Here is a 17296-nt window from a genome sequence, read left to right as displayed (position 1 = left end):
TCGGATCAGGACTCGACCATGCTCAAGAATCGCTTGCAAGACCCCAGCCTGCTGGCTGAATTCGCCTACGTGGATGGCCAATGGATTGCTGCCGACAGCGGCGCCACCCTGGACGTCCGCGACCCCGCTACTGGCGGCCTGCTCGCGCAGGTCCCGGCGATGGATGCGGTGGATACCCGCCGTGCCATCGAAGCCGCCGAAAGCGCCTGGCCCGCCTGGCGTGCGCGCCCGGCGGCAGAGCGCGCGGCGCTGCTGGAGCGCTGGTACCAGGCGATGATCGACAACCTTGACGACCTCGCGCTGATCATGACCAGCGAGCAGGGCAAGCCGCTCAACGAAGCGCGCGGCGAGGTGCGCTACGGTGCCGGTTTCGTCAAATGGTTCGCCGAGGAAGCGCGCCGGGTCTACGGCGAAACCATGCCGGCGCCCAGTGGCGATCGCCGCCTGCTGACCCTCAAGCAACCGGTGGGTGTATGCGCTGCCATCACCCCGTGGAATTTCCCCAACGCGATGATCACCCGCAAATGCGCACCCGCGCTGGCGGCCGGGTGCCCGATCATCGTCAAGCCGTCGGACCTTACACCGCTGTCGGCCCTGGCCCTGGCGGTGCTGGCTGAGCGCGTCGGCCTTCCTGCAGGGGTGTTCAATGTGATCACCGGGCTGCCCGCCGGCATCGGCGCAGAGCTGACCGGCAACCCGGCGGTGCGCAAGATTTCGTTCACCGGCTCCACGGCGGTGGGCCGCTTGTTGATGCGCCAGAGCGCCGAGCACATCAAGCGCCTGAGTCTGGAGTTGGGCGGCAATGCGCCGTTTGTTGTGTTCGATGACGCCGACCTGGAACAGGCGTTGGCTGGCGTGATGATCAGCAAATTCCGCAACGCCGGGCAAACCTGCGTGTGCGCCAACCGCATCCTCGTGCAAGACGGCATCTACGAGCGTTTCGCCGCGCGCCTGGTGGAAGAGGTGGGCAAGCTCAAGGTGGGTAACGGCCTGGAAGACGGCGTGACCATCGGACCGCTGATCAACCCCGCTGCGGTAAACAAAGTGGCGCGGCATATCGAGGATGCCCTCAGCCAGGGCGCTCGATTGTTGTGTGGTGCGATCCCTGCTGGCGACAACCCGTTTGTGCAGCCCACGGTGCTGGGGGATGCCCATGCCGGGATGTTACTGGCCAATGAAGAAACCTTCGGTCCGGTGGCGCCGCTGATGCGCTTTACCGATGAAGCCGACGCGCTGGCGCTGGCCAACGCGACGCCGTACGGCCTGGGCGCCTACTATTTCACCCAGGACTTGAAGCGTTCGTGGCGCTTTGGCGAGGCCCTTGAGTTCGGCATGGTCGGGCTCAACACCGGGATTATCTCGATGGAAGTCGCGCCATTTGGCGGCGTTAAGCAATCAGGGTTGGGGCGTGAGGGCAGCAAGTACGGCCTGGACGAGTACCTTGAAGTCAAAGCCTTCCACATTGGCGGCTTGAATTGACAGTCAGTGAGGAGTGGTTCATGAACAAGGCATTCAGGATCGCCGCGATTGCCGGCGATGGCATTGGCAAGGAAGTGTTGCCCGAAGGGCTACGGGTACTGGAACAGGCTGCGAAGATCTGGGACCTGAACCTGAGCATTGAGGTGCTTGATTGGGCGCACTGTGATTACTACCTGGCGCACGGGCAGATGATGCCCGAGGACTGGTTTGAGCAACTCAAGGACTTTGACGCCATCTACTTCGGCGCGGTCGGCTGGCCGGAAAAAGTACCGGACCATATTTCTCTGTGGGGCTCGCTACTCAAATTTCGCCGCGATTTCGACCAGTATGTGAACATCCGCCCGGTGCGGCTGTTCCCCGGCGTGCCGTGCCCGCTGGCCGGGCGCGAGCCTGGGGATATTGATTTTGTGGTGATCCGTGAGAACACCGAGGGCGAGTATTCGTCGGTGGGCGGCAAGATGTTCGAGGGCACCGAGCATGAGTTTGTGTTGCAGGAGTCCGTGTTTACCCGGCGTGGGGTCGACCGCATCCTCAAGTTTGCCTTCGACCTGGCCCAGACCCGCCCGCGCAAGCGGTTGACGGCGGCGACCAAGTCCAATGGGATTTCCATCAGCATGCCGTACTGGGATGAGCGCACGGCGTTGATGGCAGCGAACTACCCCGAAGTGACATGGGACAAGCAGCACATCGACATCCTGTGTGCGCGGTTTGTGTTGCAGCCGGACCGGTTTGACGTGGTAGTGGCGTCGAATCTATTTGGCGACATCCTGTCTGACCTGGGGCCGGCGTGTGCGGGCACGATCGGGATTGCGCCGTCGGCGAACCTGGACCCGCAGCGGCGGTTTCCCTCATTGTTCGAGCCGGTGCATGGCTCTGCACCGGATATTTATGGGCATAACATTGCCAACCCGATTGCGATGATCTGGTCGGGGGCGCTGATGCTGGATTTCCTGGGGAATGGGGATGAGCGCTATCGGGCGGCGCATGATGGGATTTTGCGGGCGATTGAACAGGTAATTGCCGAAGGGCCGATTACGCCGGACCTGGGCGGGCAGGGCTCGACGCAGGATGTCGGGCTGGCGATCACTGAGAGGCTCGATTTCTAAGCAGAGTACGCTCAAAAATGTGAGAGCGGCGGTGCGACGATTCGACTTGCTCGCACCGCCGCTCCCACATTTTGATCTTCATACATCAGTAACCCAGTGAGCGATCTACCTCACCCACCATGGGTTCGCCGCGCTCAAACCGGCGGATATTTTCCAACAACACCGCAAACGCACTCGCCGGCTGAGTCATCGCAGCAATATGCGGCGTCAGCACAATCTGCGGATGATCCCAAAACGGATGACTTGCCGGTGCAGGCTCCTCCTGCAACACATCCAACACAGCGCCACTCAACCGGCCGCTGCCCAATGCCTCCAGCAAATCCTCTTCAACCAGATGCCCTCCACGACCCATATTGATCAACGTCGCTCCCTGTGGCAGTTGCGCAAACAAGCGCCGATCGAGGATGCCCTTCGTCTGCTCGGTCAGCGGCAGCACACACAGCAGAATGTCGCACTGACTGAGAAACGCCGGCAGTTGCGCTTCTCCTGCATAACACTCCACCCCTGATACCTGGTGCGCGCTGCGTGCCCATCCCGACAACGCAAACCCCAGCGGCGCCAACGTCGCTAGAATCTCTTGGGCCTGGGCGCCCAACCCCATCACCCCAATCCGCCGATTCACCGCCGGTTGCAACAGGTGCGCCTGCCAGCAGCGCGCAACCTGTTGCTGGCGATAACGCAACATATCCCGGTGCAGGCTGAGCACGGCCCAACTGGCGTATTCGCACATGCCACGGGTGATGCCCGGATCGAGCAGACGCACCACCGGCAGCGCCGGCGGCAAGCGAGACAGGTCCAGTTGATCGACACCGGCTGACAGCGCGAACAGCACTTTGAGGTTGGGCAGCAATTGCGCCACATCATCCGGGGCTGTCCAGGCGGCGAGGTACTCGACCTCTTCGGGGTTGCCGATGTCTGGCCAGGCACGCCATTCGATATCCGGGGCATGGTTGGCAAAGAGCGCCTGCCACTGTTTGCCACGCACCGGATCAGCTTTGTAGAGCAAGGCCATGGGGCATTTCCTGCTGGATAAAGGGAAGCCTCATCATCGCCCATACCCCGGCGCAGGATCTGTTGAAAGGCGGGGGCAAAACAGTCGATCCGAATTTCTCACGGGGCAAGTTCGGCTGAGTGCGTTGCCCGCAGGCCGTAATCTGAACAGCATCGCAACCACCTCCAGGTTGCCGGACTCACGATGGGAAATGCCATGAATAGCAAAGTCGACGAAACCCCTCATTTGCTCCGTCAGCGCGAGCAGTTCGTGCCCCGTGGGCTGGTTACCGCGCATCCGCTGGTGATCGACCGCGCCCAAGGCGCTGAGTTGTGGGACGTGGATGGCAAGCGTTACCTGGACTTCGTTGGCGGCATTGGCGTGCTGAATATCGGCCACAACCACCCTAAAGTCGTGGCGGCTGTGCAGGCCCAATTGCAAAAAGTTTCCCACGCGTGTTTCCAGGTCGTGGCTTACCAGCCTTATCTCGACCTGGCCCAGCGGTTGTGTGAAATGGTTGGCGGTGAGCAGGCCTATAAAGCTGCGTTCTTCACCTCCGGCGCCGAGGCGGTGGAAAATGCGGTGAAGATCGCCCGCGCCCACACCAATCGTTCGGCTGTGATCGCTTTTCGTGGCGGCTTCCATGGCCGTACGTTGCTGGGCACTACGCTCACGGGGATGAGCCAGCCTTACAAACAAAACTTCGGCCCGTTTGCGCCGGAGGTATTCCACACCCCCTACCCGAACGCTTATCGCGGGGTGACCAGCGAGGTCGCGCTCAAGGCGCTGGATGAGTTGCTGGCAACCCAGGTCGCACCGGAGCGTGTCGCGGCGATCATAATTGAACCCGTGCAGGGCGACGGCGGTTTCCTCACGGCGCCGCCGGAGTTTCTGCAGGCGCTGCGCGCGTTGGCCGACAAGCACGGCATTGTGTTGATCCTCGACGAGATCCAGACCGGCTTCGGTCGCACCGGCACCTGGTTCGGTTTCCAGCACGCCGGCATCAGGCCCGACCTGGTCACCGTGGCCAAGAGCCTGGCCGGTGGCTTGCCGTTGTCCGGCGTGGTCGGCAAAGCGCATATCATGGATGCGCCGCTGCCCGGCGGCCTCGGTGGTACCTATGGCGGTAACGCCCTGGCCTGTGCGGCGGCGCTGGCGGTCATCGAAGCGTTTGAACACGAGCAGTTGCTGGCACGCAGCCAAGTGCTGGGCGAGCGTTTGCGTCAGGGTTTGCTCGGTTTGCAGGCGCGCTTCGCGAACATCGGCGACGTACGCGGCACCGGTTTTATGCTGGCCATCGAGTTCATCAAGAATGACCCTGAGCGCACCCCGGATGCCGACCTCAATCAACGGGTGATCGACGCCGCCCGCGCCGGTGGTTTGCTGGTGATCAAGTGCGGCGTACACCGCAACGTACTGCGCTTCCTCGCGCCGTTGGTGACCACCGAAGCGCAGGTCGACGAAGCCTTGCAGATTCTCGACGCGGCCTTGGCACGGGTCTTGAACTGAGGCTGTGCCCGCTAGGGGCGAAATGCATCAAGGGAGGCTTGACCCACCATGGGGCTGACAGATTATCGGGCGTTGCTGATTGACTGCGATGAAGTGCTGGTGGATCGGGATTCGGGGGTGTGGGCGGCGTTGCAACCGCTGCTCGACAGCCGTGGTGGGCAGCCAACCCGGGAGACCGTGCTGGCCGAATTCGACGCGGTCGTTGCCGCGCTCTATCCGCGGTTTGCTGAGCTAGGCTTCAGTGGCGTCTTGTGTTTCGCCCATCGCCATCTGGCTGAAAAGTGGGGCCTGCATGCCAGTTGGGAGGAGGGCATGAGCTTTGCGCGTTCGGCGGGCAATTGGTCGCTGTTCGAGGATGCGCCGGGGGCGATGCTGTACCTGCGCAAGTTTTATCGCCTGCTGGTGCGTGGCGACCGCGATGCCGAGGATCGCGGTAAGCTGTGCGAGCGCCTGGGGATTGCACCGGAAGATTTCATTTCCCTGGCCGACGACCCGCAATGGCACAATCCTCAAGCCTTTGATGAACAGCCGATCCTGCACGTGACACGTCCGTCGGTCGGCGCAGAGCACGCGCTGGACCGCTGTTTGATCGGCCGCCACCGGGCCAAACAGCCTTCGCCTTGCGCGGCGGACTATTGCATCAACAGCATGGCGGATCTGGTGGCGCAGCATCAGCTGTCTTTACGGCGCTGATTTTGCTAGAAGATTGTCTTACAAACGGCAGTCAAGAGGTACGCAATGGAAGGGCAAGTCAAGCTGGACCGGATCGACATCAGCATTCTGGTTGAACTGCAAAAGGACGGCCGGATGACCAATGTCAGCCTTGCCGACGCCGTGGGCCTGTCTGCCAGCCCCTGCCTGCAACGGGTCAAGCGATTGGAGTCGGCCGGGTTTATTTCCAGCTACAAGGCGCATTTGAACCTGGCCAAGATCACCGATTCGGTCACGGTATTCACGGAGATCACCCTCAGCGACCACAAACGCGAGGATTTCGCCAAGTTCGAATCCAATATCCGCCTGGTCGACGAAGTGCTTGAATGCCACCTGATCAGCGGCGGCTACGACTACCTTGTGCGCTTCATGACGCGCAGCATCCAGCACTATCAGGAAGTGGTCGAGAGTTTGCTGGACAAGAATATCGGGATTTCCAAATACTTCAGCTACATCGTGATCAAGTCGCCGGTGCTCAAGGACGGCGTGCCGCTGCGCAAGTTGCTGCGGCACTGAAATATCGCCCAATTCAACCTATGGGAGCTGGCTTGCCTGGGATGGCTTCCATTGTGGGGGCCTCATTGACCGATGTGTCAGCCACGCCAGCTCGGCATGGCGCCGTCTATCGCCCAATGGGGGCGGCCAGGTCTCAAGCACACACCGCCGACCCAGCGCGCATGGCTGGCGTGGTCGAGCCAATAACTGTCGCCGCTCAGCACCTGATGCCCCAATGGCGTCAGCGTTAATTCGCGTCGAGGCCAGTCCCGGTCCGGTTCTGTCTCGGTCAATAACGGATGCTTGCCATCAATCAACGGCCGCATCAGCGCATGGAACATCATGTCCCCCAGGAACGGCAGCGGCTCGCGCTTGGCCATCAACTCGGCGAACACCCGACCAAACGGCACCGGCCCGGCTTCGGCAATGTAGGTCAGGGACAGGCGTTCGGTGAGCGATAAACCGTCCCGGATGCCCGGCAGCTCCTGCAACTGGCGCAACAGTGCGGGCGCCAGCAACGGCAAGGCGGCATGTGTGCCGTGGGCCAGTTCCGCCAAGGTTTCGGGTGACGGTTCGCAATACGCCGACCAGGCCTGTTTGGCCAATTGCACCGCGTCATCGTCGATCAAACGCCGTTGCGGCCAAAGCCAGGCCAGCACATCGGGTGCCAATTGGCCGATGCCGATAAAACGTTCGACACCTGGGATCCGGTCGACTTCGATCAGCTCCAACTTGCGCGGCGCCTGCTCAAGACCTGCGAGTGCGCGGATCAGGAACAGTTGGTCGTAGGCATCCGCCTCGCACCACAGCACGCAGTGATCGGCGCTGGTCAAGGCTTGCAGCTGGTCGTATTCATCGGCGACACGGCGCGCTACCTCCGTTTCGTCGAGGGCGAAGGCCTGGCTGATAAACCTGCTGCGCAGGGCGCGGAATGCTTCGCTGGGCACGTCGCGGACCGGCCCCATGCACAGTGGGTCAGTGAGCATTTGAAAGTGTCCCTTGAACCCCGCTATCTGCAGGCTATGCGCGATGTCATTGCCGCAGCGCCAGTGCGTGGTACGGGCTTCATCGCTGGCCGCGAAGTCGGGGTGGCGAGCGGCGAAGTCGATCGCATCGACGTGGGCCTTGAGCTTGGGCCAACTGCTGAAACCCAACTGCTTTGCGATCTGCCATTGAGCCTGGGACAAGGTGGCGGTGGGATCCTGGATTCTCAGGCGCGGCAGCAGTTCCTTGGCACGCTTGCGCTGCTGCCCAAGGTTGAGGCGGCCATCGGTGTTGACGTGGTGGGGCATACGAGCTCCTTGCACAAACCTTTTCCGCTTTAAGGTTGGGAGTCGTAGACAAAAGAGGGTGTTGCAGGGTCTTGGGCGCAGCCCTTTCCGCGGAAGGTGGCGTAGAGAGCGCCAGGCGGGAAATATAGGCAGTGTAAGGCGCGATTGCAAATTCCCGAGGGCACGCTGATCAAACGGTGGAAGCGAGCAGGCCCGCTCCCACAGTTTTTGCTCTGAGGTGTGTCACCTGCCCGCGCTACTTGTCGGTGCGCGCATCCAGGGTCTTCTGATGCTCCGCCAGAAACGGCTGTTCCGCCGGATCAAAGCGGTCGATCCCGGCGGTGAAACGATGCCAGTACGGGTACAGCGGCTGGCGACGCGTCACCGCCTCGATGCGCAAAGACTGCTCTTCGGTGAGTTTCAGTTCTGTCGCCGCAAGGTTGTCACGCAGGTGCTCTTCGGTGCGCGCGCCGACAATCAGCGAGGTGATCCCCGGTCGATCCTTGAGCCATGCCAGGCACGTGCGGGCAACTGAGACACCGTGTTCATCACCGACAGCAGCGAGGGTTTCAATAATGTCCAGGGCGCGCTCCTGGTCGTGCACATAGGGTTCCGGCCAATCGCTGCCCTGACGGGTGTTAGCGGGCGGTTTTTGCCCGCGACGGGTGGAACCGGTCAGCAAACCCTCGCCCATCGGGCCCCATACCAGGGTGCCCACTGACTGATCCAGCGCCAGTGGCAGCAGCTCATACTCGGCTTCGCGGGATTCCGGGGTGTAGTAGATCTGCTGGGTGATGGGCTTGAGCATGCCATGCAGCTCGGCTTTGCCCAGGGTTTTCATCATCTGCCAGGCGGTGAAGTTGCTGGTGCCGAAGTAGCGGATTTTGCCCGAGCCCACCAGCAACCGCAGCGCTTCGAGGGTTTCCTCGATGGGCGTCATACCGTCCCAATTGTGCAATTGGTAAAGGTCGATATGGTCGGTACCCAAGCGTTTTAAACTGGCCTCACACGCACGGATTAAGTGATAGCGCGAGGAACCGGAGTTGTTCGGGTTCTTGTCAACGGGGCTGCGGCCCTTGGTGGCCAGGAGGATGTCGTGGCGCTTGTCGCCCAGGGCTTTACCGACCACTTCTTCGGCCAGCCCGTGGGAGTAGAGATCGGCGGTGTCGACCATGTTCACACCCGCGTCGAACGCGATATCGAACATGCGCTTGGCCTGGGGTACGTCCACCGATCCGCATTTTTCAAACTCTGCGCGGCCCCCAAAAGGCACGGTGCCCAGGATGATTTCGGACACCAGCAAGCCGGAATGGCCCAGTTGTCGGTATTGCATGTTGCCTCCTACTGAACGTTGCACGTGATGGTGTGAACGACGTGGGTGGCGATAGTTTGAATTTTTTCATGAAAACTTCGTGCGTCTGCCTCACCATTGCGTCCATCAGGATTTAAAAGGAACCCCGCGTCCATGAGCGCACTGATCGAAACCCGCGCCCTCATGCGCATGGACGAGCGCCGCCAAGTGCCCTTGCTCCAGCCTACCGATTTCAGCTTGACCGCCAGCGACCGCGTGTCGATCACCGGCGCGTCCGGTTCCGGAAAAAGTGTGTTCCTGCGCGCGCTGGCGTTGCTGGATGCGCCCACGTCCGGGCAGATCCTGTGGAACGGCCAGCCAATCGGCAATGCGCAGATTCCCCACTACCGCTGCCATATCAGCTACCTGTCCCAACGCCCGGCGCTGCTCGACGGCACGGTGGAAGACAACCTGCGCTTTCCCTTCAGCCTCAAGACCTCGCGCAAGCGTAGCTTCGATCTGGCGGCGGTCACCACACTGCTCGGGCACGCCGGCAAGGCCCCGGATTTTCTGGCCAAGCGCGCCGTCGACCTGTCGGGTGGTGAATCCCAGGTGGTTTCGCTGATCCGCACCTTACAACTCAACCCCGAAGTGCTGTTGCTCGACGAACCCACCGCCGCCCTTGATCCAGCTTCCTCGCGCGAGGTGGAAGCGTTGATCGATGCGTGGTTTGCCGGCGATCCCACACGGGCCTCTATCTGGGTGTCCCACGACCTCGACCAGGCCCGGCGCATGAGCGACATCCACTTGCAGATGAGTGCTGGCGTGTTGAGCGCAGTGACACAGGCATGAACTATCAAAACCTCACCGCGCTGGACCTGGGCATCGCCGCCTCGCTGATCCTGATTAACGGTGCGCTCTCGTTGCTGTTGCGCCTGGGCCTGGAGCGCCAGTTGCTATGGGCGGCGGTGCGGACCGTGGTGCAACTGCTGGCCATCGGTTACCTGCTGGGCTGGGTGTTCGAGTTTGCCTACTGGTACGTGGTGCTGCCGTTGATGTGCGCCATGACCCTGATCGCCGGTCTCTCGGCAGCGGGGCGTGGGCAGCGGACTTATCGGGGGCAGCGTGTCGACAGCATCCTGTCGGTGTGGGGCAGTTCGTGGCTGGTAACGGCGGTGGGCCTCTTTGCGGTGATCCGTATTCATCCGTGGTACGAGCCGCAGTATGCGATCCCGATTCTCGGCATGATCCTCGGCAACACCCTGACTGGCGTATCGCTGGGTATCGAACGCATGACCCAGGAGCTGACCTCAGGGCGCAACACCATTGAAATGATCCTGGCCCTCGGCGGCTCACGCTGGGAAGCGGCGCAGGAAGCCATCCGTCAGGCGGTGCGCGCGGGGATGATCCCGGCGCTGAACCAGATGACCGTGGTGGGCATCGTCAGCCTGCCCGGCATGATGACCGGGCAGGTGCTGGCGGGAGAGAGCCCGGTGGATGCGGTGCGGTATCAGATCGTGATTATGTTCTTGATTGCGGCCTCGTCGGCGTTGGGCACGGTGGGGGCGGTGCTGTTGACGTATCGCCGGTTGTTTTCCCCAAGCCATCGGTTCTTGCGCGATCGTTTGCAAGAGCGCTGATGGCGTGGGGAACGCCACTGAACACTGTGGGAGCAGGGGCTCAGTGTTGTTGGGAGGGCTGCATTCCCGGATCAGGCACGCCGAAATCCAACACCACCTTCATCGCCTGCGTCTTGTCCGCCGCCAGTTCAAACGCCTGTAGCGCCTGCTCAAATGGCACCGTATGGGAGATTACCGGGCGCACGTCGATGATCCGGCGGTTGAGCAAGTCCACCGCCTGGGCGAACTCCGGGTGGAAGCGGAAGGTGCCGCGCAGGTCGATCTCGCGGCTCACCAGCAGATTGAGCGGCAGCGACACGTCGCCGCCCAAGCCCACGGTGACCAGCACGCCTCGCGGCGCGATGCATTCCAGGCCGTTGCGCAGGGCCTGGGCGCTGCCGGAGACTTCGAACATGACGTCGAAATAGCCTTTTTCAGTGGTGTAGCGTTTCAGCGCATCGGCACCGCCAGCGAGGTTGTGGGTGCGCGTGGCCCCCATTTTTTCAGCGCAGGCGAGGGCGCTGGTGGACAGGTCCACAGCGACAATTTCAGCGGCGCCAGCAGCGCGCAGGCTACCGATCAACAGGTTGCCGATCGGACCGCAGCCGGTCACCAGCACGCGCTTGCCGAACACCGCGCCGGCCCGTTGGATCGCGTGCAAACCCACAGACAAGGGTTCGGCCAACGCCCCTTCGGCCAGGCTGACTTCATCGGCCAGCAGATGGGCCTGATGGGTCTCGATCACCAGGCTTTGGCGAAACGCGCCCTGGATATGCGGGAAAGGCATGGCGCTGCCGTAGAAGCGCATGTTCAGGCAATGGTTGGGCAAACCTTGATGACAGTAACGGCAACCGCCGCAGGGGCGCGACGGGGACACCGCAACGCGTTGCCCGACCTTGAACGACCCGGCATCGCTGCCCACCGCGTCGATTACCGCCGACACTTCATGGCCGAGCACCATCGGCTCGCGCAGACGCACGGTGCCGAAGCCGCCGTGCTGGTAGTAGTGCAAATCGGAGCCGCAGATACCGCCCCGGGCGATGCGTACCCGCAGTTGGGCGGGGGCGAGGGGCTGTGGTTCGTCCAGGCGGTCGACTCGCAAGTCTTTCGAGGCATGGCAGACAATGGCGTGCATACAATTCTCCAGGGTTACAGCGACGCGGTGATGCCACCGTCGACGTAAAGAATATGACCGTTGACGAAGCTGGCGGCGTCACTGGCGAGGAATACGGCGGCGCCGGCCAGCTCGTCCACCTCACCCCAGCGGCGGCTGGGTGTGCGTTGCACCAGCCAGTCGCTGAATTGCGGATTGGCGACCAGATTGGCGTTCAGCTCGGTCTTGAAATACCCAGGCCCGATCCCGTTGACCGTCAGCCCATGGGGGCCCCAATCGATGGCCATGCCCTTGGTGAGCATTTTCAGCGCGCCCTTGCTCGCCGCGTACGGCGCAATACCCGGGCGGCCCAACTCACTTTGCACCGAGCAGATATTAATGATGCGCCCACGCTTGCGCGGGATCATTGCCCGCGCCACGGCCTGGCCGACCAAAAAGGCGCTGTCGAGGTTGGTGCTGATCAGTTCGCGCCAGTGCTGCTCGCTGTAGTCTTCCAGCGAGCCACGGCGTTGCATGCCGGCGTTGTTCACCAGGATATCCAGCGGGCCGAGGCGTTCTTCGATGTTCGCTACGGCGGCCTGGATAGCCGCGCTGTCGGTCACATCAAAGGCCTGTGTGTGCACCTCGAGGCCTTCCAGCGTCAACAGTGCGGCGGCGTCGCGCAAGGTACTGCGGTTGCGCCCGTTGAGCACCACCCGCGCACCGGCCTGGGCCAGGCCGCGGGCGATCGCCAGGCCGATACCGGCGCTGGAGCCAGTGACTAGCGCAAGCCGGCCATCGAGGCGAAAGTGGTCTAAAACGTTGTGCATGGGGCGGTTGCTCCTGACGCGCTTATTGTTATCAGCAAAACCCGATGATGTCCTGCTTGGTTGGCCTCAGTTCACTCCAGTACAGGCAGTGGGTCCAATGTTCATTTATGATCGGGTGATCAACATCTGTGATAACCGGGGAAGCTTGATGGAGCTAAAGCACTTGCGCGCCTTTGTGGTGCTCGCCCAAGAGCTGCATTTCGGCAGGGCGGCGGCGCAGCTGTCGATTGTGCAACCGGCGTTGAGCATGCAGATCAAATTGCTGGAAAGTGGCCTGGGCGTACGCCTGCTGGATCGCAATCGCCATTCGGTGACCCTGACCGATGCGGGCCGCGTGTTTCTGCCTGAGGCCCAGGCCACTTTGCATCAGGCGGCGCGTGCGGCGGACGCGGCGCGGGCGTCCAATCGCGGCGAAATCGGCCGGGTGCGCCTGGGGTTTGTGTCGTCGGTGCTGCCGCAGTTGTTGCCGGAATTGATTCGCACGGTGCACCGGCGATACCCGCGTATCGAGCTGGAGCTCAAGGACATGCCCGGCCCCGACCAGGCTGCCGCGCTGAAGAACGGCCTGCTGGACTTCGGCCTGATGCGCCTGCCCGCCAGTCACCCCGGCGTACAGACCCGTGCGGTGTTGCACGAGCATTTTTGTGTGGCGTTGCCGATGGATCATCCCTTGGCGTTGAAGCCGTCGATCCACCCCACCGATCTGCTTCGGGTGCCGGTGTACATTCTCGCGCGACGCTATGCGCCGGGTTTCTACGACGAATTTATCCAGGCCGTGGGCATGCCCCTGGAGATCGCTTCTGAGCTGGGCGAATTTACCACCATGCTCGCGCTGGTCTCCGCAGGGCTGGGTGTTGGGGTGCTGCCGCAGCAGGCGGCACGGGCGCTGCCGTCCAATTGCGTGTCGCGGCCTATGGAGCTGGGCGCCTTTCAGGCCACTACTGGTTTGGCTTGGACCGAGCTGGACAGCGCGGTGAAGACCACCTTGTTCAACCTGATCGTGGCATTATCCGGCGCGTGATTGTTTCGCCGGATGAAATGCTGGATTGTAAATCCTGGTGATTCCTGCGGTCGGGGCAGCGGTGGAACATGCGGGGCGTCGATACCCCACGCTGTTGGAGCTTCTCATGATCAAACTCTTTGGTTTCCCGTTGTCCGGCCACTCCCACCGGGTCGAGCTGATGCTGTCCCTGCTGGGGCTGCCCACCGACTATATCCTCGTGGACCTCAAGCAAGGCGCCCACAAAGCCCCCGACTTTATTGCCACGGTCAACAGCTTCGGCCAGGTGCCAGCGATTGACGACAGCGGCACTGTGTTGGCCGATTCCAATGCAATCCTGTTCTACCTGGCGGCCCAATACGGCAAAGGAAAATGGCTGCCGAGCGACCCTTTGGGGCAGGCCCGCGTGCAGCGCTGGCTCTCGGTTGCCGCCGGTCAACTTCACGCCGGGCCCGCCACAGCACGCTTGGCCCTGGTGTTTGGTGCCGAGGTCGACACTGTCACTGCCATTACCAAATCCCACGCTTTGCTGAAGTTGATCGAAGCACAACTGAGCCAAAGCCGCTTCCTGGCCAGCGAGCAACCGACCATTGCCGATATCGCTTTCTACACCTACGTGTCCCATGCGCCGGAAGGCAATGTATCGCTGGCCGACTACCCTCATGTGCGTGCCTGGCTCGCCAGCATCGAGGCGTTGCCGGGCTTTGTCGGCATGCCGCGCACGGCGGTAGGTTTGCAGTCACAGTAACGTTCAAGAGGGCCACCGATGGATCGATTTCATGAAATGCAGGTGTTCCTGGCGGTGGCCGAGGAGGAGGGCTTTGCCGCCGCCGCGCGCCGCCTGAAAACCTCACCCCCGAGCGTGACCCGGGCCATCGCCGCGATGGAGGCGCGCATCGGCACTCAACTGCTGGCACGCACCACCCGCAGCCTGCACCTGACCGAAGCCGGCCAGCGTTACCTGGAAGATTGTCGGCGCATCCTGGCGGAACTCAATGAAGCCGAGGAAGCGGCGGCGGGCAGTTATTCCATCCCCTGTGGCCACCTGACGGTGACCGCGCCGGTGCTATTTGGCGAGCTGTATGTGGCGCCGGTGCTGGGGGAGTACCTCGACCGGTTTCCCTTGGTCAACATAAACGCCTTGCTGGTCGACCGCGTGGTCAACATGACCGACGAAGGCGTCGATGTGGCGGTGCGTATTGGCCATCTGCACGAGCCGGGGCAACAGGCGATCAAGGTCGGCGAAGTTCGTCGGGTGGTGTGTGCATCGCCGGCCTATCTCGACCGGCACGGGCGGCCCCGGCATCCGTCGCACGTGCGTGAGGCCAAGATTGCCACGTCCTCGTCCAGCCAATTGGTGAGCGAGTGGGATTTTGTCGACGCGGATCAGCCGCTGACGGTGCCTATTGAGCCGCGCCTGGTCGTCTCGGCGAACAATGCCGCGATCAACCTGGCGAGGCTGGGCTGGGGCATGACGCGGGTACTGTCCTATCAAGTCGCAGCCTCGGTGGCCGCCGGGGAGCTGGAAATTGTCCTGGAAGCCTTCGAACCGGCACCCTTGCCCATTCAGGTGGTGTTCCAGAGAAGCGGCCGCGTGCCTGCCAAGATCAACACCTTTGTCGACTTTCTCAGCCATCGCCTGAGCCAGGACGCCGCCCTTAACCCGGCGATGAAACGGCGCAGCTGATGGCGCGTTATCGCGATATGCAACTGTTCGCCGCGCTGGCCGGACAACCGAGCCTGGCGTCGGCGGCGCGGGATGCGCGGGTGTCGGGGCCCACCCTGGTGCGGGCGATTGCACGCCTGGAAGCGCGTTTGCGCGTGCCTTTGCTTGAGCGCAGTACGCGCGGCGTTAGCCTGACCGACGCTGGCAGCGCCTACCTGGCAGACTGCGTGCGCCTGCTCACCGCCGTGGACGCCGCCGAAGCCTCGGCCAAAGGGTTGCATGTGCAGGCCGAGGGCAATCTGCGAGTGTTTTTGCCATTCCTGTTCAGCCGCTATGTGATGGCGCCAGTGTTGGCCGACTACATGGACCGCTACCCCGAGGTGCGCCTCGTCGCTCACTACCATGACTATTACCCGAACCTGCATGAAGAGGGACTGGATGTGGCGATCCTCGTCGGCGAACTGCCCAGCTCATCGTTGATTGCACGGCCGGTGGGCCGGGTGCGGCCTATCCTTTGCGCCAGTCCCGATTACCTTGCGGCCAACGGCGAACCCCTGCACCCGGATGACCTCAAGCAACATCGGCTGATTGCCAGTGCCGATCAGGTGTATTGGGATTTCCATGGCTATCAGCTCAAGACCCGCGCGCGCCTGAGCTGCGCCACGGTGCAGGGCGCGATCAATGCGGCCGTGCACGGGGCGGGGCTGATTCGCTGCCTGAGCTATCCGGTTCACGACCATCTGCTCAAGGGCCAACTGCGACAGGTGTTGCCGGACTACGAACCGCCGTCGCTGCCGGTGCACGTGGTGTATCGCGAAGGTCGCAATGCGCCGATGCGTGTGCGCAGTTTTGTCGACCACTGCGTGGCTGCGCTGCGCGAGCATCCAGCCTTTCAACTGGCGTAATAGTGGATTGCCCGGGGTGGTTATTCCCTCGGTGGTTGGCAAGGCGCAGCATCGAGGTATCCAACATGAGGTGCTCGCCATGAACCTGATCGAACAAACTCCCTGGCATGCCGGCGAACGGCAGATGCAAGCAGCGGTTGGCGTGGCCGAACGCATGGCCGTGGTCGGGCCCAAGGTGATTCGTGATCATCTGCCGGAGCAGCATCGGGATTTCTATCCCTTGTTGCCTTACCTGATGTTGGGCGCGGTGGACGAGCAGGGCATTCCCTGGGCGACGATGGTGGAAGGGGCGCCGGGCTTTGTCCACTCGCCAGGCCCACAGACCTTGCAGATCGATAGCCTGCCGTCTGCGGGCGATCCGGCCCGCAACGCTTTGCTCAACGGCGCGTCGGTGGGCGTGCTGGGCATCGACCTCAACACCCGCCGTCGCAACCGCATGAATGGGCGAATCAGCGGGCGCGATCACGATGGTTTTTCGGTCGACGTGGTGCACACCTTCGGCAATTGCCCTAAGTACATCCAACTGCGGCCGATCGATTCCATCGCGCGCAAGCCCGGCACGCAGGTGGAACGCTTCAATGGCCTGGACGACGCGGCACAAGCGATGATCCGCGACGCCGACACGTTTTTTGTCGCCAGTTACGTGGACGTGGACGGCCAACGCTCGGTGGACGTCTCTCATCGCGGTGGTAACACCGGCTTTGTGTGGGTTGAAGGGAACGTGCTGACCATCCCCGACTTCGCCGGCAACCTGTTCTTCAACACCCTGGGCAATTTGCAGGTGAACCCGCTGGCGGGGTTGCTGTTTGTCGATTTTGCCTCGGGGGATGTGTTGCAGGTTGCCGGGCGGACCTCGCTGATCCTCGACGGCCCGCACGTGGCCTTGTTTGAAGGCGCCCAGCGCTTGTGGACGGTGACCGTGGAGCACGTGATCCGCCGCCCGGCGGCGTTGGCGCTGAGGTGGCAGTTCGTGGAGTTTTCCCCGTTCAGTCTGGCGATGGGGCGTTGGTAGGCGGGGTTGTGGCATAGGACGCCTTGGGGAACAACTGATTGGTCATCTCGAAGATTGCCATCCGCGCGCCGCCATTGCAGTGAGCGGGCTTGTCGAATCGTCGCACCGCCCGCGCTGGGCGGCGAAGCCGCCCCAAACAAGGCGCCGCAAAACTCACCTGACACACCGAGACGATCCGTTTTGGGGCGACTTTGCGCCCTAGCGCGGGGCAAGCCCGTTCACTACAAAGGGCCCGGCAACGAATGGTTGAAATGTTGCCAGATATTGAATCACCAGATTGCCCCAACCCAGTGCGTTAGCCTTGTTTTCCCACCGACA

17 protein-coding genes are annotated in these 17296 nt (G+C 62.4%); 12 read left to right on the top strand and 5 right to left on the bottom strand.

Features of this window, described 5'->3' with window-relative positions; genetic code table 11:
• The first annotated feature begins 18 nt into the window (after positions 1-18).
• Positions 19-1479, top strand: a complete 1461-nt coding sequence (locus tag AACY08_RS01925) for an NAD-dependent succinate-semialdehyde dehydrogenase (RefSeq protein WP_339467627.1) — start codon at positions 19-21, stop codon at positions 1477-1479.
• A 20-nt stretch (positions 1480-1499) separates the two neighbouring features.
• Positions 1500-2585 carry a tartrate dehydrogenase gene (locus tag AACY08_RS01920; protein WP_339467624.1) on the top strand — a complete coding sequence of 362 codons (1086 nt, stop codon included), beginning with the start codon at positions 1500-1502 and terminating at the stop codon, positions 2583-2585.
• A gap of 85 nt (positions 2586-2670) precedes the next feature.
• Here AACY08_RS01920 and AACY08_RS01915 read toward each other — a convergent pair whose 3' ends face one another.
• Positions 2671-3597, bottom strand: coding sequence for a 2-hydroxyacid dehydrogenase (locus tag AACY08_RS01915; protein WP_339467622.1), 927 nt, complete (start codon positions 3595-3597; stop codon positions 2671-2673).
• Between the two features lie 195 nt (positions 3598-3792).
• Here AACY08_RS01915 and gabT point away from each other — a divergent pair, with 195 nt between their 5' ends.
• Genes gabT through AACY08_RS01900 form a run of 3 tightly spaced genes read left to right on the top strand, consistent with a single transcriptional unit; the run spans position 3793 to position 6312 of the window.
• Positions 3793-5085, top strand: a complete 1293-nt coding sequence (gene gabT, locus AACY08_RS01910; RefSeq protein ID WP_339467620.1) for a 4-aminobutyrate--2-oxoglutarate transaminase — start codon at positions 3793-3795, stop codon at positions 5083-5085.
• A 48-nt stretch (positions 5086-5133) separates the two neighbouring features.
• Positions 5134-5778 (top strand): 2-haloalkanoic acid dehalogenase, encoded by a 645-nt coding sequence (locus tag AACY08_RS01905; RefSeq protein ID WP_339467618.1) that lies wholly within the window; start codon positions 5134-5136, stop codon positions 5776-5778.
• Positions 5779-5823: 45 nt separating this feature from the next.
• A complete protein-coding gene (locus AACY08_RS01900) occupies positions 5824-6312 on the top strand; it encodes an Lrp/AsnC family transcriptional regulator (RefSeq protein ID WP_339467616.1) in 489 nt (162 codons plus the stop codon).
• Positions 6313-6389: 77 nt separating this feature from the next.
• Here the strand turns inward: AACY08_RS01900 and AACY08_RS01895 are convergent, their stop codons facing one another.
• Together AACY08_RS01895 and AACY08_RS01890 are read right to left on the bottom strand one after the other, a co-directional pair.
• Positions 6390-7583 carry a DUF1835 domain-containing protein gene (locus AACY08_RS01895; protein ID WP_339467613.1) on the bottom strand — a complete coding sequence of 398 codons (1194 nt, stop codon included), beginning with the start codon at positions 7581-7583 and terminating at the stop codon, positions 6390-6392.
• A gap of 235 nt (positions 7584-7818) precedes the next feature.
• Positions 7819-8895 carry an aldo/keto reductase gene (locus AACY08_RS01890; protein WP_049712509.1) on the bottom strand — a complete coding sequence of 359 codons (1077 nt, stop codon included), beginning with the start codon at positions 8893-8895 and terminating at the stop codon, positions 7819-7821.
• A 132-nt stretch (positions 8896-9027) separates the two neighbouring features.
• Here AACY08_RS01890 and AACY08_RS01885 point away from each other — a divergent pair, with 132 nt between their 5' ends.
• Together AACY08_RS01885 and AACY08_RS01880 are read left to right on the top strand one after the other, a co-directional pair.
• Positions 9028-9705, top strand: coding sequence for an ABC transporter ATP-binding protein (locus AACY08_RS01885; RefSeq protein ID WP_339467611.1), 678 nt, complete (start codon positions 9028-9030; stop codon positions 9703-9705).
• Positions 9702-10493: an ABC transporter permease gene (locus tag AACY08_RS01880; RefSeq protein ID WP_339467610.1), complete on the top strand. Its 792-nt coding sequence runs from the start codon at positions 9702-9704 to the stop codon at positions 10491-10493. Before AACY08_RS01885 ends, AACY08_RS01880 begins: the two co-directional genes overlap by 4 nt.
• A gap of 40 nt (positions 10494-10533) precedes the next feature.
• Here the strand turns inward: AACY08_RS01880 and AACY08_RS01875 are convergent, their stop codons facing one another.
• Both AACY08_RS01875 and AACY08_RS01870 read right to left on the bottom strand, forming a co-directional pair.
• The gene (locus tag AACY08_RS01875; protein ID WP_339467608.1) at positions 10534-11607 is read right to left on the bottom strand and encodes an L-idonate 5-dehydrogenase; all 1074 of its coding nucleotides are present in this window, start codon (positions 11605-11607) and stop codon (positions 10534-10536) included.
• 14 nt (positions 11608-11621) lie between these two features.
• Positions 11622-12395, bottom strand: a complete 774-nt coding sequence (locus AACY08_RS01870) for a glucose 1-dehydrogenase (protein WP_339467606.1) — start codon at positions 12393-12395, stop codon at positions 11622-11624.
• A gap of 148 nt (positions 12396-12543) precedes the next feature.
• On the opposite strand from AACY08_RS01870, the gene AACY08_RS01865 reads away from it, so the two are divergent.
• The 5 genes from AACY08_RS01865 (at position 12544) to AACY08_RS01845 (ending at position 16978) form a co-directional block, all read left to right on the top strand.
• The gene (locus AACY08_RS01865) at positions 12544-13416 is read left to right on the top strand and encodes a LysR family transcriptional regulator (RefSeq protein WP_339467604.1); all 873 of its coding nucleotides are present in this window, start codon (positions 12544-12546) and stop codon (positions 13414-13416) included.
• Between the two features lie 106 nt (positions 13417-13522).
• Positions 13523-14143, top strand: coding sequence for a glutathione S-transferase family protein (locus AACY08_RS01860; RefSeq protein ID WP_339467603.1), 621 nt, complete (start codon positions 13523-13525; stop codon positions 14141-14143).
• A gap of 18 nt (positions 14144-14161) precedes the next feature.
• The gene (locus tag AACY08_RS01855) at positions 14162-15082 is read left to right on the top strand and encodes a LysR family transcriptional regulator (protein ID WP_339467602.1); all 921 of its coding nucleotides are present in this window, start codon (positions 14162-14164) and stop codon (positions 15080-15082) included.
• Positions 15082-15966: a LysR substrate-binding domain-containing protein gene (locus AACY08_RS01850; protein WP_339467601.1), complete on the top strand. Its 885-nt coding sequence runs from the start codon at positions 15082-15084 to the stop codon at positions 15964-15966. The genes AACY08_RS01855 and AACY08_RS01850 overlap by 1 nt, the downstream gene beginning before the upstream one ends.
• 79 nt (positions 15967-16045) lie before the next feature.
• Positions 16046-16978 carry a pyridoxamine 5'-phosphate oxidase family protein gene (locus AACY08_RS01845; protein ID WP_339467598.1) on the top strand — a complete coding sequence of 311 codons (933 nt, stop codon included), beginning with the start codon at positions 16046-16048 and terminating at the stop codon, positions 16976-16978.
• Positions 16979-17296 lie beyond the last annotated feature (318 nt).

This window comes from Pseudomonas sp. EL_65y_Pfl1_R83 (assembly GCF_963970695.1).
GTDB lineage: Bacteria > Pseudomonadota > Gammaproteobacteria > Pseudomonadales > Pseudomonadaceae > Aquipseudomonas > Aquipseudomonas tritici.
Note: the sequence above shows the minus strand (reverse complement) of the source record. Positions and strands in the feature narration are given on the sequence as shown.